At 26.5% G+C, this 22,907-nt stretch carries 22 protein-coding genes and 1 tRNA gene; 5 read left to right on the forward strand and 18 right to left on the reverse strand.

The window, feature by feature from the left end:
* Positions 1-101: 101 nt before the first annotated feature.
* The 5 genes from ymfI to NG904_RS04155 all read right to left on the reverse strand — a co-directional run bounded on the left by ymfI (position 102) and on the right by NG904_RS04155 (position 5,029).
* Positions 102-845, reverse strand: coding sequence for an elongation factor P 5-aminopentanone reductase (ymfI, locus tag NG904_RS04135; RefSeq protein ID WP_252229988.1), 744 nt, complete (start codon positions 843-845; stop codon positions 102-104).
* Positions 846-1,073: 228 nt separating this feature from the next.
* On the reverse strand, positions 1,074-2,009 hold the full coding sequence (locus NG904_RS04140) for a dipeptidase (protein WP_252229990.1): 936 nt from the start codon (positions 2,007-2,009) through the stop codon (positions 1,074-1,076).
* Positions 2,010-2,055: 46 nt separating this feature from the next.
* Complete coding sequence (locus NG904_RS04145) at positions 2,056-2,970, reverse strand: metallophosphoesterase (RefSeq protein WP_252229992.1); 915 nt, start codon at positions 2,968-2,970, stop codon at positions 2,056-2,058.
* Positions 2,971-3,199: 229 nt separating this feature from the next.
* Positions 3,200-4,435: a serine hydroxymethyltransferase gene (glyA, locus tag NG904_RS04150; protein WP_252212441.1), complete on the reverse strand. Its 1,236-nt coding sequence runs from the start codon at positions 4,433-4,435 to the stop codon at positions 3,200-3,202.
* Positions 4,436-4,555: 120 nt separating this feature from the next.
* Positions 4,556-5,029, reverse strand: a complete 474-nt coding sequence (locus NG904_RS04155; protein ID WP_252229994.1) for an ASCH domain-containing protein — start codon at positions 5,027-5,029, stop codon at positions 4,556-4,558.
* Between the two features lie 239 nt (positions 5,030-5,268).
* Between NG904_RS04155 and NG904_RS04160 the strand changes: the two genes are divergently transcribed.
* Positions 5,269-5,344 (forward strand) — tRNA-Met (locus tag NG904_RS04160).
* Between the two features lie 44 nt (positions 5,345-5,388).
* On the opposite strand, the gene NG904_RS04165 is transcribed toward NG904_RS04160, so the two are convergent.
* The gene (locus NG904_RS04165; RefSeq protein WP_252229996.1) at positions 5,389-5,838 is read right to left on the reverse strand and encodes a hypothetical protein; all 450 of its coding nucleotides are present in this window, start codon (positions 5,836-5,838) and stop codon (positions 5,389-5,391) included.
* Positions 5,828-6,301: a DUF3990 domain-containing protein gene (locus tag NG904_RS04170; RefSeq protein WP_252229998.1), complete on the reverse strand. Its 474-nt coding sequence runs from the start codon at positions 6,299-6,301 to the stop codon at positions 5,828-5,830. Before NG904_RS04170 ends, NG904_RS04165 begins: the two co-directional genes overlap by 11 nt.
* A gap of 237 nt (positions 6,302-6,538) precedes the next feature.
* Here NG904_RS04170 and NG904_RS04175 point away from each other — a divergent pair, with 237 nt between their 5' ends.
* Entirely contained in the window at positions 6,539-7,402 is an 864-nt protein-coding gene (locus NG904_RS04175) for a hypothetical protein (RefSeq protein ID WP_252230000.1), read from the forward strand.
* 66 nt (positions 7,403-7,468) lie between these two features.
* Here the strand turns inward: NG904_RS04175 and brnQ are convergent, their stop codons facing one another.
* Entirely contained in the window at positions 7,469-8,782 is a 1,314-nt protein-coding gene (brnQ, locus tag NG904_RS04180; RefSeq protein WP_252230002.1) for a branched-chain amino acid transport system II carrier protein, read from the reverse strand.
* 401 nt (positions 8,783-9,183) lie between these two features.
* Entirely contained in the window at positions 9,184-10,740 is a 1,557-nt protein-coding gene (locus tag NG904_RS04185) for an ABC-F family ATP-binding cassette domain-containing protein (protein WP_105176249.1), read from the reverse strand.
* Between the two features lie 428 nt (positions 10,741-11,168).
* Between NG904_RS04185 and NG904_RS04190 the strand changes: the two genes are divergently transcribed.
* Positions 11,169-12,161: a calcium/sodium antiporter gene (locus tag NG904_RS04190; RefSeq protein WP_252230003.1), complete on the forward strand. Its 993-nt coding sequence runs from the start codon at positions 11,169-11,171 to the stop codon at positions 12,159-12,161.
* A gap of 245 nt (positions 12,162-12,406) precedes the next feature.
* On the opposite strand, the gene NG904_RS04195 is transcribed toward NG904_RS04190, so the two are convergent.
* The 3 genes from NG904_RS04195 to NG904_RS04205 form a co-directional block, all read right to left on the reverse strand.
* On the reverse strand, positions 12,407-13,300 hold the full coding sequence (locus NG904_RS04195) for a cation diffusion facilitator family transporter (protein WP_252230005.1): 894 nt from the start codon (positions 13,298-13,300) through the stop codon (positions 12,407-12,409).
* Between the two features lie 318 nt (positions 13,301-13,618).
* On the reverse strand, positions 13,619-14,077 hold the full coding sequence (locus NG904_RS04200) for a threonine/serine exporter family protein (protein WP_252212448.1): 459 nt from the start codon (positions 14,075-14,077) through the stop codon (positions 13,619-13,621).
* Positions 14,078-14,842, reverse strand: coding sequence for a threonine/serine exporter family protein (locus NG904_RS04205; RefSeq protein WP_252212449.1), 765 nt, complete (start codon positions 14,840-14,842; stop codon positions 14,078-14,080).
* Positions 14,843-15,169: 327 nt separating this feature from the next.
* On the opposite strand from NG904_RS04205, the gene ilvA reads away from it, so the two are divergent.
* Positions 15,170-16,390: a threonine ammonia-lyase gene (gene ilvA / locus NG904_RS04210; RefSeq protein ID WP_252230044.1), complete on the forward strand. Its 1,221-nt coding sequence runs from the start codon at positions 15,170-15,172 to the stop codon at positions 16,388-16,390.
* Positions 16,391-16,576: 186 nt separating this feature from the next.
* On the opposite strand, the gene NG904_RS04215 is transcribed toward ilvA, so the two are convergent.
* A complete protein-coding gene (locus tag NG904_RS04215) occupies positions 16,577-16,882 on the reverse strand; it encodes a hypothetical protein (protein ID WP_252230046.1) in 306 nt (101 codons plus the stop codon).
* A gap of 373 nt (positions 16,883-17,255) precedes the next feature.
* Here NG904_RS04215 and NG904_RS04220 point away from each other — a divergent pair, with 373 nt between their 5' ends.
* The gene (locus NG904_RS04220; protein WP_252230048.1) at positions 17,256-17,816 is read left to right on the forward strand and encodes a class I SAM-dependent methyltransferase; all 561 of its coding nucleotides are present in this window, start codon (positions 17,256-17,258) and stop codon (positions 17,814-17,816) included.
* Between the two features lie 88 nt (positions 17,817-17,904).
* On the opposite strand, the gene NG904_RS04225 is transcribed toward NG904_RS04220, so the two are convergent.
* From NG904_RS04225 to NG904_RS04245, 5 genes are all read right to left on the reverse strand, one after another.
* A complete protein-coding gene (locus tag NG904_RS04225) occupies positions 17,905-20,373 on the reverse strand; it encodes a glutathionylspermidine synthase family protein (RefSeq protein ID WP_252230050.1) in 2,469 nt (822 codons plus the stop codon).
* A gap of 20 nt (positions 20,374-20,393) precedes the next feature.
* Positions 20,394-20,690, reverse strand: a complete 297-nt coding sequence (locus tag NG904_RS04230; protein ID WP_252230053.1) for a hypothetical protein — start codon at positions 20,688-20,690, stop codon at positions 20,394-20,396.
* Positions 20,690-21,316, reverse strand: coding sequence for a normocyte-binding protein (locus NG904_RS04235; RefSeq protein ID WP_252230055.1), 627 nt, complete (start codon positions 21,314-21,316; stop codon positions 20,690-20,692). Before NG904_RS04235 ends, NG904_RS04230 begins: the two co-directional genes overlap by 1 nt.
* A gap of 4 nt (positions 21,317-21,320) precedes the next feature.
* Positions 21,321-21,704: a hypothetical protein gene (locus NG904_RS04240; RefSeq protein WP_252230057.1), complete on the reverse strand. Its 384-nt coding sequence runs from the start codon at positions 21,702-21,704 to the stop codon at positions 21,321-21,323.
* Between the two features lie 106 nt (positions 21,705-21,810).
* Positions 21,811-22,905 carry a 2-aminoethylphosphonate aminotransferase gene (locus tag NG904_RS04245; protein WP_252230059.1) on the reverse strand — a complete coding sequence of 365 codons (1,095 nt, stop codon included), beginning with the start codon at positions 22,903-22,905 and terminating at the stop codon, positions 21,811-21,813.
* Between the last annotated feature and the right edge of the window lie 2 nt (positions 22,906-22,907).

Consider the following 22,907-nt stretch of genomic DNA (forward strand, 5'->3'; position numbering starts at 1 on the left):
AATAACTAATGTTTACATTGATTTAAGATTCAGATTTTTAAGTTATGGATAATAATTCCAAAATTTATTTATATATTCAAAATATAAATTGAGATTTAAGTTTAAATATATCCACCATCAGCTCTTATAATTTGACCTGTTACATAAGAAGAATCATCACTACATAAAAAAGAAACTATTTTTCCAATTTCATTTGGATTTCCAAATCTCATCATTGGAATTTCTTCCTCTAATGCTTTTTTATCATCACCTTGTAAAAAAGCATTCATTTGTGTATCTATAACTCCTGGCGCAACACAATTTACTCTTATATTAGATGCTGCTACTTCTTTTGCTAAAGATTTTGTAAATAGATTTATTCCACCTTTTGTAGTAGAATAAACCACTTCGCAAGAAGCTCCCACTTCGCCCCACATAGATGAAATATTCACGATTGATCCATATTGTCTTGATATCATATCTTTAATAACATGCTTTGTTAAATACATAGCACCTATTAAATTTGTATTTAATAAATTATCAATATCTTCTTTAGTTAAATCCATAAATAATCCTATATTACTTTTTCCTGCATTATTAATTAATATATCTATCTTTCCAAACTTCTCTATAGTATGTTGTACTAACTTCTCACTTTCTTCATAAGACGATATATCACACTTATACAGAGCACCATATCCACCAACATCTTTTATTTCTTGCAGTGTTTCATTTGCACCATCATCATCTTTAGAATAATTTATAATAACGCTTGCGCCTTCTTTTGCCAATTCTACAGCAATTCCCCTTCCAATCCCTCTTGAAGAACCAGTCACAATCGCTATTTTCCCAACTAATTTTCCCACGTTTTTTCTCCTCATCTTATCTATTTTAATACTCAGTATATTATTTTTAAAATTATCAATTTATTCAATCGTGTTTTAATTATAGCCCTATATTTTTAATATGTGTAATATAATCAGTAAGTAAAATAGTTTTGCAATTTTAATATTCTTAGATTTAATTACTATAATCTACTCAATTTTACTTATACATCTATTGACACCTTCCCAAAACATCTTCTAATATAAAGTCTATTTTAACACATCATTAAAAACTCTTTTAACATTTTTGTAGAAGATTTTTTCTACATCATTTTCTGTGAATCCATTTTTCTTAAGCACATCATATAGCTTATAAAACTCTGAGCAATTTTGTATTTCAACCTCATTATCTATTCCATCAAAATCACTACCAAGAGCTATAACATCGATTCCACCAATATTTCTTATATGTTTTATATGTGCTATCATTTCTTTTATAGATGATATTTCTTCATTACCTAAAAAACTAGAACAAAAATTTATTCCCATTACTCCGCCTTTATCTGACAATAATTTTATCATTTCATCAGTAAGATTTCTAGGATGGTAAGTTATTGCACGTGAATTAGAGTGTGATGCTATAAAAGGTTTCTTACATAATTTAACCAAATCATAAAATCCACCATCAGATAAATGCGATACATCTGGTATAATACCTAAAATCTCCATCTCTTGTAATATATCTTTACCTAAAGATGTTAATCCATTTTCTTTAAAAATATAGTTTGCATTTGGGTATCCAAGCTTATTTTCATAATTCCAAGTGATTGTAATTATTCTAATTCCCATTCTATAAACTTCTCTTAACTTTTCAACATCACCTTCTATTACTTCCCCTTCTTCTATAGATAAAAATGCTCCTATTTTATTTTTTCTATTACATTCATCTAACTCTTTTATATTAGTTACAATTTCTATTTTATTTGAATTGTTATCTAATTCAAGTTTAAAGTTATTATAAAGCTTTAAAAACTCTTCAAAAGGGGTTTTAGTAATGTCTTGATCTATAAAAAAAGCAAATACTTGTGCTAAAGCCTCTCCTTTTTTTAATTTATCTAAAGTAACCTTACAAACATCATTTTTTATGTTTAATTTATCATAGTATATTTTACTTGCAGTATCACAATGTAAATCAATAAAATTCATTATTTTTCCTCCAAATCATTTAAACTACAAAAAGACTTCCTCTTACTTATAGTCTTTTTGCATAATCTAAATATTTTTCAATTTTCTCTGGTCCCCCTATTATGCTTCTCTTTATATATAAACTATTTTTTTCATCAACTTCTACACTCCATTTTATCAAATATATTTGACCCTCTACTATTTCAATTGTAGTTATTGTTGACGGAAATACACAACATCCATCATTAAAATAAAGACCCTTTCCTGCTTCTGGAAAAACATCATGATGGGTATGTCCACAAATAAGCATTCTTTTTTCTTTTCTTGCTGTTTTCTCTAAAATTTCATCAATTTTACTTCCTTTTCCATAATTGTTAGCCGGACTCACTGGTGCCTTAAATCCTGCAAAGCCTTCTAATATTCTCCAAACATATCTAACTAAAAATCTACTTATTTTCCATAACTCACAATTCATAAAATCTACTTGATGACCATGAAAAACTAATATGTCTTTGTTCATTGGAGTATATCTCAAAACAAGACCTTCATGAAATTGTATATTATTATAAAGTTTAACTAACTCTTTACCAAAATTATATCCTATTTGAGCAAGTAATTTTTCTTGTTTAGGTATAAAATTAGGTTTAGCTTTTACCATATCATGATTACCATAAAGTAAGTATAATCTTTTTTTAGCATTAAATTTATTTAATATTTTAAATATATCATCATAATTGTAAGCTATATCTATACAATTCTTATTTTTCCATAATTCATCCCCATCACCTATTTCAATTAAGTTAAAGTCATCCTTTAAATAATATCCAAGAGCTGCTTTGTATATATTTTTATTAGGCCTTAATGAATCCGCATTTCCACCATCACCTCTATGCATATCACTTATAAGAACTATTTTAGACTTTTTATCAAATTCTAATACCGGACTATCGTTTGATATTCTCTTAATAAATTTACTATTCATTATAAAACCCTATTTTAAATTAATTCTATCTATTATATGCACAAATTAAAACTCTGGTTAATTATAAAAGGTTCTGTTTTAAATATGTGTTGATATATATAATAGGTAAAGTGGCATGTAATATATCAACACTCTACTAAAACACAGCCTTATATGAAAAAAAGCTGTTCAAAACAGAAATTACATTTCTATTTTGAGACAGCTTATCTTAAATAATTAAATTCTATTATTATTTATATAGAGGATACTTTTCACATAAAGCTTTTACTCTTTGCTTATATTGCTCTAAGTCTTTATCTCTATTAATGATTGTTTCATTAATTATATCTGCTATTTCTTCCATGTCTTTTCTTTCAAATCCTCTAGTTGTAATAGCAGCTGTACCTATTCTAACTCCTGAAGTTACAAAAGGACTTCTAGTTTCATTTGGTACTGTATTTTTATTAAGAGTAATTCCTACTTCATCTAATAATTTTTCAGCATCTTTTCCTGTAATATCTTTGTTATTTAAATCTACAAGAATTAAATGATTGTCTGTTCCATTAGATACTAACTTAAACCCTCTTTTTACTAATTGTTCACCTAGTTCTTTGCAGTTTTCTACAACGCTTGCCATATATTCTTTAAAACTTGGATCTAAAGCTTCCTTAAAGCATACTGCTTTCGCTGCTATAATATGCATTAATGGACCACCTTGCATTCCTGGGAATATATTTTTATCTAAGTCCTTAGCATATTTTTCCTTACAAAGTATTAATCCACCTCTAGGACCTCTTAAAGTTTTATGTGTTGTAGATGTAACGAAATCTGCATATGGTACTGGTGATGGATGTAATCCTGCTGCTACAAGTCCAGCAATATGAGCCATATCAACCATTAAGTATGCTCCAATTTCATCACAAATTTCTCTAAACTTTTTAAAATCTATTATTCTTGAATATGCACTTGCACCTGCAACTATTAGCTTAGGTTTGTGCTTTATAGCCAATTCTCTTACTACATCATAATTTATTTCTTCAGTATCCTTATCTACTCCATATGATACAAAGTTAAATAATTTTCCTGAAAAATTAACTGGTGAACCATGAGTTAAATGACCTCCATGGCTTAAATCCATACCTAATACAGTATCCCCATGTTCTAAAATTGTAAAATAAACCGCCATATTAGCTTGTGAACCAGAATGCGGTTGAACATTTGCATGTTCTGCTCCAAATAACTCCTTAGCTCTTTCACGTGCTATTTCTTCAACACCATCTACTACATAACATCCACCATAGTATCTCTTACCTGGATATCCTTCAGCATATTTATTTGTTAAATAGGAACCCATAGCCTCCATTACAGCTTCACTTGCGACATTTTCTGAAGCTATTAACTCAATTCCATTTTGTTGTCTTTCTAATTCCTTTTCAATTAAAGCATAAATTTCATTATCTTCTCTGCTTATGTGTTCAAAATTCATTTTATCACCCCAATATTTTTTTACAAAGTTTTCTTATAATTTAGCATATTTTAGTATGTTAAATTATTATTATATTAAATTATAAGTTCTCCGACCAAATTTATCAACTATTTTTTTCTTTTAATTATAAATTACTTCAAATTCTTCACAAACTACCAACATATCTTCTGCAAATTCCTTATTAAAATCTTTTAATTCCCTATTAAAAAAATCAATATGTCCATTTCTCCAATATTCTAAAGATTTGTCTCCTTCACCTTCTTTAAAAGCAAATTCAGCTTTAACATTACAAAATGGTAATACATTAACATATTTAGTTTCTATTATACATTTTGCATTACCATAAAAATCTGTAACAATTCCCAATTGTCCTACTCTAGGTAACTGTTCATTTTCCACTTCATACAAATAATAAAGTGATGTAGTGGCTGTTTTTTCTTCTTTTAAAACTAAATCTACTAATTCATTTGCTAAAGATTCGTTATCTCCAAAACTCCATGAATTATATTCTAATTTTGTAGTAATCTCATCTTCTCCAATTAAGTTCAAATATTCTTTCCACATTTTATTTATGCTACTATGTTCATTACTCATAATTCTTCCCCCAAACAATACTTATTATTTAAATACTACTATATAATTATATTTAATATAAAATTAAAAATCATATTTTTATATCTGGAGCATATCATAGTATTTGATGTAATCTACCACCTTAAGAGACCTCATTAACTTTCAAGTCAAAATATGACATTATTCTGCTTTGACATCACATATTAATAAAGGTATACTAAGTACATAAGTTAGCTAAGGCGACTTACAAAATATAATATCGCGGGATGGAGCAGCTGGTAGCTCGTCGGGCTCATAACCCGAAGGTCGTAGGTTCAAGTCCTGCTCCCGCAACCATAAAAAATAAACTCTTATAGTTATTATAAGAGTTTGTTTTTTTATTAATCTAACATTGTACCACTCTTGTAACTTTCATATATACACTGTGGATTAGAAAAATAGAACCCTATTGTATAATCATTTATACACTCTGCTATATACGAATTATATACATCTATAACCCTAGTTGCACTCATTCCACCAAGTTTTATAATTAACCTCATATATACTTTTCCTATATCCCAAAAAGAAGGAATCCTATATTCTTTGTCTTCACATTCTTTAACATTATCAAAGTTTCCATTTTTTATTTTATAATCATTTATAAGTTCGTCTGCAACAGCATCTATATTTTCAGAATGTAGCACATCTGCAAACTCATAAATAAAGCCTATTCCTTTTTCACCAAGCATATTTACAACATAACTTCTTTTATTTTTTGTAATTCTTGAAACATACTCTATTATAGAACACGTAAAAAATAAATTATTATCAAAGTTCTTATTTTTCATGTAATTCACTTCCTTCATAGTCTAAACATTCTAATGATTTTTTAGTACAAAAGCATAACTGATGTGTTGGATGTTTAAACTTTGCTAGTTCCCAAAAAGCAGTTCTTGATATGATACCATCCATATAATCATTTATATAGTTATATATCTCATCATCAGCCATTGGACCTTCAACTATATCATATGAGTGTTTTTTCCCAACTCTACAAGCTATTATAAAATCTAACCATTCTTCTGTCATAACATTAAACCTAAGGGTATTTAAATCAATTGTTTTTAAATAATTATATTCATATTTGCTAACAAAACCGCTTCCTCTGCCTTTTCTAATTGCCCATCTTATAGCTTGTTTCTTTATATTTGTGCAATAAAAACCCTCTCCAAAGTCTTTATTAAACTTAGTATCTAAAAGTAACTTTGGTAATTCTATTTCAGCATTACTTCCATGATATATCTCTAGCATAGCTTCCTCCTGACAATCTTACATATTATATTGATAATTATAGCATACTAAATATTACTTATTTATATTATTCTCCTTAAAATATTTTAATAAACAAAAAACTAGTACGATTTTAAATATTCAATCTTTGCACATTAAGAATAAGTCTCTAAATTATAAGCACAACTTTACACTTAAAATATGCTATAATTCATAATACAAAGAATAATTTATTAGTACTAATTCAAGGAGAAAACTATGCGAATAATATCAGAAAATAACTTATGTGAAAACAGACCTTATATTAATTTAAAAAAGTTATCAGTAAAAACCTCACTACGAGTAGCTTCAGCTAATGGACTTGGCTTTAAAGGCACTTATATAATAAATCAAACTACTCAATCTTTATCTAAAAATAATAATTACACTTCAGAATATAATAAAGGCATTGAAAAAATAACATTTTATACAGAAGATTTACATGAAATGTTATTAGTTGATGTTAATTACTCATTTAGAAGTGATGCTTCTTCTGCTAAATTTAAAGTTTATGTTATTTTAAACAATATTAAATATGCCCTACCATTTAATTATTTTGAAGATGTTTATGTAAATTGTATGGATATATTAAATAAAGAATTAAGTGATAATGAAAATTTAACTTACATAAAAGAAGGCTTTAATAATTTAAAAAAGGAAGAGATATTAGTAGATCTTAAATTAAATTTAGAAAGATTATTGGAATTTAAAGATAAAGTTAATTACAAAAGAAATGTTAATTATTTTGTAATTAATAATATAACTTCATCTATTTCAAAATATGATATAAATAATAAAAATAATAAAATAGAAATAAATGATAGAGTGAAAGTTCTTAGACATGACTATAAAACTAGGCTTTATAACTTTGTAAATCCTAGTGATAATAGTAATACAGTGATTTTGAATGAAACTGATATAATTTGTGATTTAGGTGATGAAAATAACTTCCCAACTGTTAGTATATATACTAAATATGGTCTTGGGAAATTATTAGACATTAAGAATAATGTTATTCCAACAAATAATACATTATCATTATTTGCTAATCTATTAGATTTAGGATTAAATGTTCTTAATTAGTTTTAAATAATATAAGACTAAAAAACACTTGCTCTCCCTAAGAAGAGTGCAAGTGAAATACTTATTTTAATCTTTGTTGATGTTCAATTTCTCATATCCTACTTTATTAAAGATTTTTTCATTGAAACTACTAATTATATTACTAATAATACCTCCTATTATTGCAGGTATAATCCAATTGAATCCTAAACTAGCAAAAGGAAGGCTATGTATAAAACTTATTTTAACCCCTAAACCATCAATAACAGTAATAATACTTATAACTAAAGTTGCATATGCTGCACCCTTATAAGTAGAATTCTTAATAAATCTATTTTTAAAAGATGCCATTAAAACTAATACAAGAGTTACTGGATAAAGTACAGTTAATATAGGCGCAGCTATAGATATTATTCTATTAACACCTAAATTAGAAATAATAGCACTAAACATGCAAATAAATACCACTATATTTTCATATTTAATTTTTTTATTAGTAACATCTTCAAAATACTTAGCAGTGACAGATGTTAAGCCTATTGACGTAGTAAGACAAGCAAAAGCAACAACTAAACTTAATATAATTGCACCTTTGTCTCCTAATAATTGTTTTGTTATACTAATTAATAATGTAGTTTGAGATATATTCGCATCATACACATTAGATACAGTAGCTCCTAAGTATGTTAAACCACCATACACTATTATAAGTCCACTCCCTGCAACTACAGAGGCTTTTGCAGTAAGCTTTGCAATTTCATTTTTGTCTTTATATCCTTTTGCTAAAAATGTTGCCATAATAAATGCAGCAATTCCTCCTGCCCCAAGCGCATCCATAGTTTGATATCCTTGAGCAAGTCCATTTGAAAATAACACTTCTAAGTCAATAGTATTACTTAGTTTACCTAAAGGTGAAACTACTCCTTTTATTATTAATATGGCTAAAGCAATTAAAAGCATAGGCGTTAAAAATTTTCCTATAACATCTACAACCTTAGTTGGCTTTACTGTTAAAATAAGTGTCAAGCCAAAAAATAAAATTGAAAATATAATAGGATTAACAGAATTAAATACTGGATTAATACTTATTTCTAAAGTTGTTGCACCAGTTCTCGGAATAATAAGAATTGGACCTAGACAAAGCATTATAATAAATTCTAACCAAAACCCAAATTTCTTGCCTGCTCTCCCTAAAATTGCTTGATAAGAACCCGCCTTTGCAATTGCATTAATTGATAATAATATCATACCAACATCTGAAATGATAAATCCTAAGAAACTTATCATCCATCCATTCCCCGAGGCCATTCCTATATATGGTGGAAATATTAAATTTCCTGCTCCAAAAAACATTGAAAATATTGCAAAACCAATAATAATAATATCTGTATTTTTTCTCATAAACATCCCTCTTCCACTTTTATATAGAACAAAATCGCCAAGGCGACTTTAGAGCCGTCGATTTTTTTAGCCATACACCCTTTCCAAACACAGTGCAGGAATAATGGTGCGGCATATGATTATTTTTTATTCTTTAGGGGTACTCATCATACTTTTAAAATACAGCCGCCTTAAAGTTATCCACAAATTCTTTAGTAATATAAATTCCTAAAGAATAAAAAAACCACATAGCATCAATCTATGTGGCTTATAACGAATTAATTTACATAACAAGTTAAGCTTATATTAGTCATCATAAAAAGCTTCTTAATAATTCACATTTACATTATATCATCTTGTATTATATATAGCTAATAAGGCTTTGTCAACTATAGGTATTAATTCTTTAAATTGTCAAATTATTATACTATTTTAGTAGTCCAATCTTCACAATTCCAAACTTCAGTAATAACATCTCTATAGAATTCTGGTTCATGGGATACTAATAATATTGAGCCTTTATATTCTTTTAATGCTCTTTTTAATTCTTCTTTAGCTTCCACATCTAAGTGATTTGTAGGTTCGTCTAAAATTAATATATTTGTTTCATTATTTAATATTTTGCATAATCTAACCTTTGCAGCTTCTCCACCTGATAAAACTCTTATTTGAGATTCTAATTGTTTTGTTGTAAGTCCACATTTAGCAAGTGCTGCTCTTATTTGATATTGAGTAAATCCAGGGAATTCTTGCCAAACTTCGTCTATACATGTATTTCTATTATCAGTTCTATCTTCTTGTTCAAAGTACCCTATATATTGGTAATCACCTAAGTTAGCTTCTCCACTTAATGGTTTTACAAGTCCAAGTAAACTTTTTAAAAGTGTTGATTTACCAAGTCCATTAGCTCCAACTAGTGCAATTTTTTGTCCTCTTTCCATATATAAGTTTAATGGTTTTGTAAGAGGTGAATCATACCCTATAACTAAATCTTTAGTTTCAAAAATAACTTTACCTGAAGCTCTAGCAGCTTTAAAGTTAAATTCTGGCTTTGGTTTTTCTTTTGATAATTCAATTACATCCATTTTATCTAATTTCTTTTGTCTAGATTTAGCCATGTTGGCTGTAGCAACATTAGCTTTATTTCTAGCAACGAAATCTTCTAATCTAGCTATTTCCTTTTGTTGTTTTTCATATGCTGCTTCTAACTTTCTCTTATTTTCTTCATAAAGTCTTTGGAATTCATCATAATCTCCAACATATCTAGTTAATTTTCTATCCTCTACATGATAAATTAAATTAACTACAGAATTTAAGAATGGAATATCATGTGAAATTAATATAAAAGCATTTTCATAATTTAACAGATATCTTTTAAGCCATTCTATATGTTCCTCATCAAGATAGTTAGTAGGCTCATCTAAAAGTAATATATCTGGTGTTTCTAATAACAATTTACCTAAAAGTATCTTAGTTCTTTGTCCTCCTGATAAATCATCTACATCTCTATCAAGACCTAAATCTAAAAGACCTAGACCTTTTGCAACTTCCTCTACTTTTGGATCAATAACATAGAATCCATTATGATCAAGCATATCTTGAATTACAGCAGTTCTTTCAAGCATTTTATTTAATTCATCTTCAGTACAATCACCCATTTTTTCATATAATGAGTTCATTTCTGTTTCTAAATCAAAAAGATATTTAAATGCATCTCTTAATGCATCTCTTATACTTTGACCTTTAGTTAATGCTGCATGTTGATCCATATATCCAACTCTAACATTATTTGACCAACTTACTTTACCTTCATCTGGTTGAAGTTTTCCTGTTACTATATTCATGAAAGTTGATTTACCTTCACCATTAGCACCAATAAGTCCAACGTGTTCTCCTTTTAATAATCTAAATGATACATCTTCAAATATAGCTCTATCTCCAAAGCCATGATTCATTTCTTTTACAATAAGTACGCTCATTTATCTTTAATTACTGAAAACTTATAAAAGCTTTTGCCTATGTTTTAAATATGTATTGGTATGTAAAATTATGTAGAGTTAAATTAAAACATGACCTTTATTTTCATTTGTTCTTTTATAATGTTACCTGCTTTTCAGTAACTTTCTCCTTCCTTATTTATTAAGTATTCAATTTATACTTAACGCTGTAACTTGCGTTTTATTTTAGTTATCCAAATTAACATCTTTAAATAGTTTAAGTGATACAAACCCTCTATGTCAAAGGAAATTATATTTATTATATAAATATAACTTTTTATATAACTAAAAACAGTGATATTTGAACAACTTTTTTATGTATTTAAAAACTATAAAAAATTAAATGTTGATATATCAATGATACATGTATTACAATATAACTATTTATATAAAGAGAGAGGAACAAAAGAATGAATTATATTATATTGTTACTTGGCTTTGTTTTATTAATAAAAGGCGCCGATATTTTTGTAGATGGCGCTTCAATAATAGCTAAAAAATTAGGAATACCAGCAGTTATAGTAGGACTTACTATTGTATCTATAGGGACAAGTGCTCCAGAGCTTGCCGTAAGCTTAATTTCAAGTCTTAATGGCAGTAATGAAATTGCAATTGGAAATGTTATTGGATCTAACATTTTTAATACGCTTATGGTACTAGGGACTACTGCTATAGTTTTACCCCTTATAATTAAGAAAGCAACAGTAAAAAATGACTTTTTAGTAAACACTTTAGTGACTATATTACTATTTTTATTTACATTTGATAGTTTGTTTATGTCTGACACTAATATAATATCTAGATTAGATGGATTTATCTTAATTTTAATATGCATATTTTATGTTGTAGTTTTAATAAAGAAATCAAAAAAAATGCCTAATGAAGATCTAAAAGAAAATGCTAATGAATTGAAAAACTCTTTAGTAGATTCCAATGTTAATGTTAATATTTTACATAAAGTAATATTTATGATAATAGGTGTTGCTGGTATAGTTATCGGAGGAAATCTAGTTGTAGATTCAGCTACCAATATAGCGTATTCGCTTGGAATGAGTGAAAAGTTAGTTGGATTAACTATAGTAGCTGCTGGTACATCACTTCCTGAACTTGTAACATCTATTGTAGCAGCATTAAAAGGTGAAAATGATATAGCACTGGGTAATGTATTAGGTTCAAATATATTTAATATATTGCTTATACTAGGTTTATCATCATTAATAAGCCCTATTCATGTTTCACAAGTTTTAATAACAGATTTTATTTACTTAATAATTATTAACTTATTACTGGTAGGATTAGTTTTCTTTAACAAAGCAAAAGAAAAAAAATTAACAAGAGTTGAAGGATTTTTATTAGTAGGATTATACATAAGTTATATGGCTTACATAATAATAAGAAATTAAAATAAAAAGTTCATGTTTTCTAAATGTTATGTTAGAATCATGGACTTTATTTTTTATCAACTATGTTTCAAATATTTGTTGATATATGCAATAGGTAAAGTGGCATTGTAATTGGACTTTGAGAATTCTCAATGAGTATAGTCACATTTACTGCTTGTCTCAATTTTATATNNNATTCCTAAGTTTAATTACTCAGTCCACTTTACTTATGCATATATCAACACAATATTAAAACCTAAATATTTTTATAAAATTTCCTTTTCTATAAATGGATTAACATGAACCATACAGTGTTTTACATCTTTATTTTCTTCAATTATGTTATGAACATTCATAGCAATCTTATGTCCTTCCTCAACTGAAATATCTGATTCTACAGAAATTTCAACATCTACATAAATTTTACTAGCATGAAGTCTAGTTTTTAAATTATCTATATTTTTAACTCCATCAATTGAATGTATTGCTGCATTCATTTTTTTTATTGCATCATCACCAACAGATGTATCCATTAACTGATTTATACTTTGTTTTAAAATATCATAACTTACTTTTATTATTATAATACTTATTACTAGTGCTATTGCAGGGTCTAACATAGGAAATCCCATTCTAGCACCAATTATTCCTATCAAAGCTCCAATTGAAGAAAATGAATCACTTCTATGGTGCCAAGCATCTGCTTTTAATGATGTACTATTTATCTTTTTTGCATATTTTAATGTATACCAGTACATTGCTTCTTTTGATATAATAGATATTACTGCAGCAAATATAGCTAAACTTCCCGGAATTGAATAATTACCATATACTAAATTTTTTATTCCTGAAAATCCAATTCCTAATGAAACTAACAAAAGCATAATTCCTAAAAAAACAGAAGTTAAGCTTTCAAATTTTTCATGACCATAAGGATGTTCTTTGTCAGCTTTTTTACTTGACAATTTTAAACCTATTATAACGCCTATAGTACTAAATACATCAGACAAAGAATGAACACCATCAGCAATCATTGCCTTACTAGACGCAATAATTCCAATTCCTATCTTTATAATAGATAATAAAACATTTCCTATTATAGTCACTATACTTACCCTGTATCCAATCTTTAAACGTTCATTACTATTTAATTCTTTCATTTAAATATCCTCCACTTATTTTCAATTGAAAATAAAATAAATGTCTTATTTATTCGAATTAATATATAGTACGCTAAAGTTTAAGTAAATGTTAACTATTTAAACAAATAATTTTAGAAAATATTTATCAATTGATAATCAATGCCATGATGATAGTTACTTGAAAATTTGTTTAAAACGCTTATGAAACACTTTTACAAATAAAATTTATAAACTAAAATGCGCTAAATGTAATATAGAAATTAAAGAGACAAAAAAACAGCAATAAGTAATAGTATTATACATAATAATATCATTAATTATTGCTTCATTTTATTCTCAAGTACGCTTATTTTCTAAACGCATTTTTTTTATTCTTCTAAAATTAGTAATTTGGCGAGTTATAGTTGACACAAAAATCACACCTAGTGCTAACATTCCTGCACTAGCTAAAGTACTCATCCCAACTTCTAGTGACCCCATAATGTTGCCAGTTATTGTTTCGTACATTGTATAATACATTCCTGCACCTGGAACCAATGGGATTAACGCACAAATAACTATTGTTGTAACTGGTGTTTTTAATATTCTCGCACAAATTTCAGAATAAATACTAAAAACAACTGATGAGATAAACAATGATAAAACATTACTTACATTTAATTTTAAAAATAAAGAATAAACAAACCAACTTAAACCGCCACCAATTGCGGCAAAAACTAATTTCTTACCTTTTATATTAAACATAATCCCAAAGCCAAATGAAGCTACAAATGAAACTAAGGTTTCTTTAATCATTTACATTCCTCCCAATGCATTTATAAAGATACTTAAAATACCTCCTGTACCAACAGCTATTGAAACAGCTACTAAAAATGCTTCAAGAGCTTTTGTCATACCAGATACTAAATCTCCTGCAATTGTATCTCTAATAGCATTAGTGATAGTTAAACCTGGTACAAGTAACATTATAGCACCAATAATTATTTTATCTAAATTAGATCCTATATTAAGTTTAATAAATATTATCGCTAAAAATGCACATATTGCACCACATAATGAATTTATAAAAAATTCATTAATATTTAACTTTTGACAAGTATTAATTACTATTTTTATTATTAATCCAACTAAAGTGGCTACTATGAAATCTTTACTATTTCCTCCAAAAAGCACAGCAAATGAGCCTGCAGAAATAGCTGACCAAAAAAAAGTATAAAGATTAGAATACCTATCTCCTTTGGATATTTCTATAAGTTGTTTATTAAAATCATCAATGCTTAAAGATTCAATTTGTGTTTTTCTTGCAAGATCATTGATTTTATCTATCTTATTTAAATCTACCCCTCGAGATGTAACTCTTTTAAGTAATGAGGCAACTTCATTTTCATGTGAAATAGATACCATAATTCCTGTCGGTATAACAAAGCTATCTGCTTGCTCTGCCCCAAAAGAAGTGCAAATCTTACAAACAGTTTCTTCAACTCTATAAGTTTCTGCTCCACTTTCTAGCATTATTTTTCCTGCAAATGTAGATACTTGAAGTAATTTATTTAAATCCATTTTTATACCCTCATGTAAAAATTATTTATACATTTTATTATGCCCATTTTAAGCTGATAAATAATATATATTTTAGTATAAACCAACTGCTGAGAGTATTATATCACAAAGTATTTTTTTATTATATAAGTAATCATTTAAATTATAATAGTTTTATTTATATATATTTTAAATTATCCAAATTTAAATATATCTCGTTTTTTTTATTATTATATTAAAAATAATAGCATTTTTTTCTTACTTGACATTAATTTTTCAAGTGTTATTATAAAAATATCAAATGCCATATTTTATTAAAAATACATTAAAAAGGGGGTTATATGAAATATGATGACATTAGAGAAATTTGAACAAGCATATGAGACAGTACAAAAAGTAATATTACAAACAAAACTAGTTTATAGTGATTATTATTCTGATCGTACTGGAAATAAAGTATACTTGAAACCTGAAAATTTACAAAAAACTGGGGCATATAAAATTAGAGGTGCTTATTATAAAATTAGCACTCTTACCGATGAAGAAAGAAATAAAGGCTTAATAACAGCATCTGCTGGTAATCACGCTCAGGGGGTTGCATATGCTGCTCAATTATATAATGTAAAATCTATAATTGTTATGCCTACTACTACCCCACTTATAAAAGTAAATCGTACAAAAGCATATGGTGCTGAAGTAATATTATATGGTGATGTTTATGATGAAGCTTGTAATTATGCTTTAGAACTTGCAAAAGAAAAAAGCTATACATTTATTCATCCTTTTGACGATTTAGATGTTGCAACTGGTCAAGGGTCTATCGCTATGGAAATATTTAAAGAATTACCTACTGTTGATATAATTTTAGTTCCAATCGGCGGTGGCGGACTCGCAACTGGTGTTTCTACATTAGCTAAACTTCTTAATCCTAATATTAAGGTTATAGGGGTTGAACCTTATGGGGCTAATTGCATGGAAACTTCACTAAAAGCTGGACATGTTGTAACCCTTCCAAAAGTTGATACTATCGCAGATGGTACTGCTGTAAAAACTCCAGGATCTAATATTTTCCCATATATACAAGAAAATATTGATCAAATTATTACAATTAAAGATTCGGAATTAATAGTTGCATTCTTAGACATGTTAGAAAATCATAAAATGCTAGCAGAAAATTCTGGTTTATTAACTGTTGCTGCCTTAAAACACTTAAATATAAAAGGTAAAAAGATTGTATCAATTATAAGTGGTGGAAACATGGATGTAATAACTTTTGCCTCATTAGTGCAACATGGTTTAATAGAAAGAGAACGTATATGTACTTTATCTGTTTTGCTTCCTGATAAACCTGGTGAATTAACAAATGTATCTAAAGTAATTGCTGAAGCTCAAGGAAATATAATAAGACTTGATCATAATCAATTTGTTAGTATTAATAGAAATAGTGCTGTTGAACTTGAAATAACCATGGAAACTTTTGGTCCTGAACATAAAGATTCAATAATAAAAGCATTAAAAGATAAAGGATATGATCCTAATGTTTTAAAGCCTAAGAATATTTATCAATAAATATTTTTTAATTTAAGTTAATACTTTTATTAAATATCATTTAAATTAAGGCATAAGTAAATTTTTATTATAAAATACTTACTTGTGCCTTAAATTTTAAAAAGCTTATTTAATTATATGTACTTTTTCTATAGTAGAATATAGTACTAGGACTAATTAAAAATATAATAAATCAAGTTAGAAAATCTAATTCCTTTTTATATACTCTTTAAGTTTATCCTCTGCTAAAAAACTTATTTCTTGATGACAATGATTCAATTCATTTAACTCTCCTGTTTTTATAAAAAGTATCTCTTCTGCAATTTCAGAACACTTACATAAAAAATCATCATAATTATTAGAAACTAAATTTTCTAATTTATCATTTATTGGTTTTGGAATATGTAATTCACTTGTGTCTTCAAATCCATATAGCTCATAAGCTTCTAATTTATCAACTAAATCCATAACAATTGCTATTATTTCACTTATTTCAAATATATCTATTTTCATAATATTCTCCTAATTAATTTTAATATAATAAGACATCTAAATTATACTCTGAGTTTTAAATCTCTAATATATAATTCCTTTTAAATATAGCATTAACATTATTTATTACTAGTATGTTCTAACATTATTTTAACATATTTTTATATTCATAAAGTAATTCTTTGATTTAAAGTAGAAATTTCTTTAAACCCAATGGTAACAAAATTATTATAATTTACTATTTTTCAAATAATTACATTCATTTTTATATATTTTGTAAAAATTTATAATGAACTTGTTGAAGTGAACAATGAACAATGGTAATCTTATATTGTTCATAAATTGAACGTAATGAGGATTTAATAATTATTTATAAATGAGAGGATGAAATCAAATGGAAGATATGAGTTATTGGAAAGAAGTTTGGGAAAGAAAAGGAAGAGATACTACAAGGAAATTAGAAGTATTAGATGGCTATGAAAGTACTACTGCAAATGTAGCAAAAATAGCAAAAAATATTATTAAAGAATTAGATATTAAAGAAACTGACACTGTTTTAGAAGTTGCATGTGGTGCTGGTGGTCTAGCACAATATATTAATTGTAAATCATATGTTGGAGTTGATTATTCAACTTCTCTTGTAAAAAAACATATTGAATTACTTAATAATTCTGTATTACATGGGGAAGCAAGTAACCTAATATTTAAAAATAATACATTTGATAAAGTTTTTTGCTTTGGTGCATTTCATTACTTTCCAAATCAAGACTATGCACAAAAAGCAATTGATGAAATGAAAAGAATTGCTAAAAAAGCTATATTTATAGGAGACTTGCCTATAACTTCCCATAGAGAACAGCACTTACTATACAAGAAAGATAATTTTAAAGATTGGAAAATCACTGATGGATATTATAATCCTTGCAGATTTAATGTTTCATTAAAATTAGACTAACTTAAACAAAATAAAGTTAGATTATCTTAAAATTCAGCTTTGCTTTAGCAAAATTTTATATAATCTAGCTTTATTGTTAATTAATCATTTATTTTATATACGTTGAAATGTATCTAGCATTTTTGTCTGTTATAATATCTCCCATTCTTGTATATATTCCTGAAAACTTATCATTTGTTATATAAGCTCCTAAAATAGGAAATTGGTATTTATTTTCCTTAGTAATAACAGAATGTAAATCTATCTTAACTGGTTTTATATTCACTCTATCTTGAAATATCACATCATCATTTTGATTATATGTACACTCATAATCTAAGTTTATTCCATCCCCTTCTCGTGACAAATATGGTTTAATTAAATAATCACATGAAAGCTTTTTATCTTTTTCTAAAGACGTATATGGAATATATTTCACTATAAAATCTTCTTCCTCTTTTGATATAATTCCTTTATTAATAATTTCATGTAAAACTGCAAAAAATGCTTTTGATTGAACTATAAGAGTATGACCTGAATTAATTAAATAAACTTCATCACTTAAAGGTTCTATTAATTTTTTCATTTCTTCATCATAATAAAACCAATCTAATGGATAATATCTATATATAGCATGAATTTCTGCTCCATAAAGATATATCTTATGATTTTTAACATCTAAATCATATATGTTTCCAAATATAATATTATAGTTATCTAATTCTTTTAAAATTTCACATATTATATTTGTTGTATATATATCTTCATAATACCACGAAGTTACAACTGCAATATTTTTAACTTCTTTTAGTTGTTTTATTTCCTCTATAATATAAATTAATGTATTTTTTACATCACTCCTTAAATTCTCATTTGGATTAATATATTTCAAATTAAATCTTCTTTGCATTATTGAATTTATGCCTATAGATTCTACAATTCCTGCTGGTGTTTCTGAATTAAATTCTAATATCTTTAAATTCCCATAGTTATCTAATGCAAAATCAATTCTACCTAATGCACAAAGAGTAGATGTATAAGATTGAGATACCATTTTATACAGCTCTTCAGGTATACCCAAAATCGGTCCAAAAAGTTTAATATTTTTTTGAATATATGGATATATTTTTTTTAATATTTCACAAAAATTACTACTTGTTATTTTTATTTCATCATATAACTCATTTTTCAATGTCATTATATCTAAAGAAACATACTCATTAATATTAGAATATGCTCCAGTAAAATTATACTTAAATGAAAGTTCCTCATTTAGTTCTTCATATATTTTAGCTCTACTTTTTTCACTAGTAAAACTATTTTTTTCTATTTTTAGTGGATAATCGTTTGTTCCCAAAGGTGACATCCATGTATAATTATCATCTGTTAAGAATTCTTTACTCCATCTAACAAGAAATCCTTCAACCTTTTTATCCATTATATAAACACCAAAATTTCCATATGCTAATATGGGTATATTCGTATTTTTAAAATCTGGAGCATACGTATATTCTTGTCTTATATTAATTAACTTTTGGACTATATGAATCTTATCTTTTTTTAAAATATTATTTATTTCTTCTGTCCATGCATTATCTTCATAAGACTTGCCGATATAAACTTCTTGACTATACCTTCCAAGAGAAGACTTTACTACATAACTATCTTTATTATCTATAGTGTTTATTAAATTTTTAGATTTCAGTATTTCTGTATATGGTATACTTTTTCTTATTATATTTTTGTCATCTTCACAAATAAGATTAGAATTATTTTTAATTAAATCCCATAAGTAAGCAAAAAATCCTTTTGCCTGAATTGCAATTATTCTAGGATCATTTATTATCAAAACTTTACCTTCATTAAATGAATCTAATATATCTTCTATATTATTGATTTCACAAAAAAATTCTGTTGGAAACAATCTTAAAATAATTTGTAATTTTATTTTAGAGTATCCATATACATATCCGTCTTTAACACTCAAATTATTATTTCCAACTTGTACTATATTTATATTTGTATTCTTTAAAATCTCCTTAAAATAATAACTATGATGCAATTCTTCATAATGACAAGGATCAATTAAAAATCCTATATTAACTTTTTCATTTCCATCACAATATACATCACTTATTTTAAGTAATGTATTAACTAACTTTTTAATAAACCCTTCATTTAAATTTCCATTAAAATTACATCTCTCCGCTAAATGAATCTCTTTTTGTCCACAAGGCTTATCATAATTAAATTCTGCAAAATAAACATGGTTATTAATATCTATAAATGTGTCATATCTACTCCAATACATGGGAGATATAGGACACTTTAAATTAAATATCTTATCCCTTAAAGGAAAATCATCAAAATACTCTAAAAGTTTTTTATGCTTTCCATTTATATTTTCTAATATATCTAATGCCATATGATTAATTTTCTCACTGTAAAAAATCATATCTTCACATATATTCTTATCAATAAAAAATGGTATTTGTGAATGAATATATTCCTCTCCTAAAGAACTAACCATATAATTATTAAATAAAATATCCTCAGTATATTTTAATTGATTTTTCATATTTTTTACCACCCTATTTTTTAGCTTGAAGAACTTCCACCTTTTACACCAGAATATCCTGAAGATTTAGATGTAGATGACTTAGTCACACTACTTTTTTTACTGTTAGATGATTCTCCACTACGAAAAGAATGCCAAACATGTGAATTATGAGTTGATGTAGTTGTTCCATTTTCCTCTTCATCATCTTCATCTTTTTGATTTACATTATTACATCCTAATAGTATATTAGGGGCTGTAACCATAAATGTAGAAGCTATTGCTATTGATAAAGCTCGTTTTTTATTTTTCTTAAATATTTCCTTAAAACTGTCCATTATTTTTCCATCCTTACTATCTTTACATTGATTTCATTCTTAAAATAGTCTATGTAATTCATTAAATCCTCTTTTACATTATCTTTTGTAAAAACTACTATCCTATTATATCCTAATCTTTTTAAAATGTTAGAGTTTGGAAGATCTTCCTCACCAACTGCATATTGATTATTTAACTTATCATATATTTTTTTCACATCTAACTCTTCATTATATCTATCATATGGAATAAGCATAATATATTTTTTACTTTTTACCTCGTTTAATTTTATGCCAGTATTTATAAGCTTACTTATATTGTTTCTACTTCCTACAATTCCAAATGGATGAAATAACAAATTAATATTTAATATAGGCTTTATAAAATAATTATTATTTAATTCTAAAGATAAATCTAAAATTTCATCCAAAGGTAAATCAATAATAATAAAGCATTCTTCGTTATATTCATCTAGTATTTTTCTTACTACTTCTTTTTTAGTCTTACTTTTATAATCGTCCAAAACAAAATCTTCATAAGTTTGTAGAGAAACAAATGGCGTACTTCTAAAAAAACACCTAAATTCTCCTAAATTACTTCTCCAAATTCTATAGATATTTCTTAAATCAACTTCTTTTAAATTCATATTTTTACCTTTCATAAGTTACTGAATATATCCCATCAAGAGATATATAATGCTTATGTCCATCTTCATTTATAAATACGAAATTATTTGTTCCGCACTCATCTTCACATACTTGTCCATTAAAACTAATATCAGGCTTTGACCTTTTCCACGAATCAACATCAAAATAAAAATTTATTTCTACAGCACATGCTAAAAATCCATAGCCCAACTTATAAAGTATTGCAAAATTATTTTTAGTAGAAAATAGTTGCCTATAATTTTTATTTTCTATTATTGTATCAACCGCTATAAGTTCATTATATAAATTAGTTACTTCTCCTTCTAGAACTTCTATTGGTTTATCTTTATACCATTCATTAAGTGTTTTATATATATAAATCTCCACATTTTCCTCCAAAATATAATATTATATGCAATATTATACCTTATCTGTTAAAAAAAAATATAGAATACATTAAATATATCCTATATTTTTAAATTATATATTTTTTTTACATCATATATTCCTCTAATATCTTAGCAAACTTATTCATGTCTTCTGGATATACCTCACCAATATTAGCTACTCTAAATGTATTTTTTGATGCTATTTTTCCTGGATAAATTGTAAAACCCCTTTCATATAAATAATCATGAAGTTCTTTAAAATCGTATTTCTCTATCCCAGGTTCAATAATTGATGTTAATAGCATAGAGGAATTTTCATCATCTATTAAACGTTTTAAATTTAGTTTATCTAGGCAATTCCAAAGTATTTTACAACACTCTTTATATCGTAAATTTCTCTTTTCGATGCTTTCTTCTTTTATTTCTATTATAGCTTGCTTCAATGCATAAAGTACTTGTACAGGTGGTGTAAATCTCATTTGAAAATTATCTTTAAAGTTCTCATATTGCTTATATAAATTTAGATATAAGTTTCGTATTTTTTTATTTTTAATACTATCCAATGATTTTAAATTAGCAATTACAAAACTTATTCCGGCCATCCCTTGTATACATTTATTAGAACTAGATGCTAAATACTTTATATTCATTTCTTTCATATTAATAGGGATTCCTGCAAATGAACTCATTGCATCAACTATCATTTCTATGTTATATTTTTTACAAATTGATCCTATTTCTTTTATATCATTTAATAATCCAGTAGTAGTTTCATGATGCACTACTGCTAAATGAGTTATTTTCTTTTTGCTATATTTAATTACCTCTTCTAGCCTAATAAAGTCTATAGTATTTATAGGCGAACTACAAAATCCTATATAATTTAAATTATATACTTGTGCAATTTCACACATTCTTTTTCCATAAGCACCATTGTTAATTATTAAAATAATGTCTTCATCACTCATAACAGAACTTATTATAGATTCAACTGCTGCTGTACCTGATCCTCCAAATAATATTGTAGAATATTCAGAATTAGATCCAACTATGTTAGTTAATTCATTTGATATATATTCCATAACACTTCCGAATTCTTTTTCCCGTGGACATATATCTGGTACAACTTGCGCTAATTTAACAGTATCAGTTGTTGTAGCTGGACCTGGATTAAGCAATATATTTCTTTTAATTGTCATCT

The sequence above is a fragment of the Clostridium sp. ZBS15 genome (genome assembly GCF_023845705.1).
In the GTDB taxonomy this organism is placed as follows: domain Bacteria; phylum Bacillota; class Clostridia; order Clostridiales; family Clostridiaceae; genus Clostridium; species Clostridium aquiflavi.

What these genes read in the sequence shown, in the direction of transcription:
- ilvA (WP_252230044.1), top strand. Translation starts at nt 15,170, where the DNA reads ATGATGACATTAGAGAAATTTGAACAAGCATATGAGACAGTACAAAAA.
- NG904_RS04245 (WP_252230059.1), bottom strand. Translation starts at nt 22,905, where the DNA reads ATGACAATTAAAAGAAATATATTGCTTAATCCAGGTCCAGCTACAACA.
- NG904_RS04175 (WP_252230000.1), top strand. Translation starts at nt 6,539, where the DNA reads ATGCGAATAATATCAGAAAATAACTTATGTGAAAACAGACCTTATATT.
- NG904_RS04225 (WP_252230050.1), bottom strand. Translation starts at nt 20,373, where the DNA reads ATGAAAAATCAATTAAAATATACTGAGGATATTTTATTTAATAATTAT.
- NG904_RS04145 (WP_252229992.1), bottom strand. Translation starts at nt 2,970, where the DNA reads ATGAATAGTAAATTTATTAAGAGAATATCAAACGATAGTCCGGTATTA.
- brnQ (WP_252230002.1), bottom strand. Translation starts at nt 8,782, where the DNA reads ATGAGAAAAAATACAGATATTATTATTATTGGTTTTGCAATATTTTCA.
- NG904_RS04165 (WP_252229996.1), bottom strand. Translation starts at nt 5,838, where the DNA reads ATGAAAAATAAGAACTTTGATAATAATTTATTTTTTACGTGTTCTATA.
- NG904_RS04140 (WP_252229990.1), bottom strand. Translation starts at nt 2,009, where the DNA reads ATGAATTTTATTGATTTACATTGTGATACTGCAAGTAAAATATACTAT.
- NG904_RS04185 (WP_105176249.1), bottom strand. Translation starts at nt 10,740, where the DNA reads ATGAGCGTACTTATTGTAAAAGAAATGAATCATGGCTTTGGAGATAGA.
- NG904_RS04190 (WP_252230003.1), top strand. Translation starts at nt 11,169, where the DNA reads ATGAATTATATTATATTGTTACTTGGCTTTGTTTTATTAATAAAAGGC.
- NG904_RS04205 (WP_252212449.1), bottom strand. Translation starts at nt 14,842, where the DNA reads ATGGATTTAAATAAATTACTTCAAGTATCTACATTTGCAGGAAAAATA.
- glyA (WP_252212441.1), bottom strand. Translation starts at nt 4,435, where the DNA reads ATGAATTTTGAACACATAAGCAGAGAAGATAATGAAATTTATGCTTTA.
- NG904_RS04230 (WP_252230053.1), bottom strand. Translation starts at nt 20,690, where the DNA reads ATGGACAGTTTTAAGGAAATATTTAAGAAAAATAAAAAACGAGCTTTA.
- NG904_RS04155 (WP_252229994.1), bottom strand. Translation starts at nt 5,029, where the DNA reads ATGAGTAATGAACATAGTAGCATAAATAAAATGTGGAAAGAATATTTG.
- NG904_RS04200 (WP_252212448.1), bottom strand. Translation starts at nt 14,077, where the DNA reads ATGATTAAAGAAACCTTAGTTTCATTTGTAGCTTCATTTGGCTTTGGG.
- NG904_RS04235 (WP_252230055.1), bottom strand. Translation starts at nt 21,316, where the DNA reads ATGAATTTAAAAGAAGTTGATTTAAGAAATATCTATAGAATTTGGAGA.
- NG904_RS04215 (WP_252230046.1), bottom strand. Translation starts at nt 16,882, where the DNA reads ATGAAAATAGATATATTTGAAATAAGTGAAATAATAGCAATTGTTATG.
- NG904_RS04220 (WP_252230048.1), top strand. Translation starts at nt 17,256, where the DNA reads ATGGAAGATATGAGTTATTGGAAAGAAGTTTGGGAAAGAAAAGGAAGA.
- NG904_RS04170 (WP_252229998.1), bottom strand. Translation starts at nt 6,301, where the DNA reads ATGCTAGAGATATATCATGGAAGTAATGCTGAAATAGAATTACCAAAG.
- NG904_RS04195 (WP_252230005.1), bottom strand. Translation starts at nt 13,300, where the DNA reads ATGAAAGAATTAAATAGTAATGAACGTTTAAAGATTGGATACAGGGTA.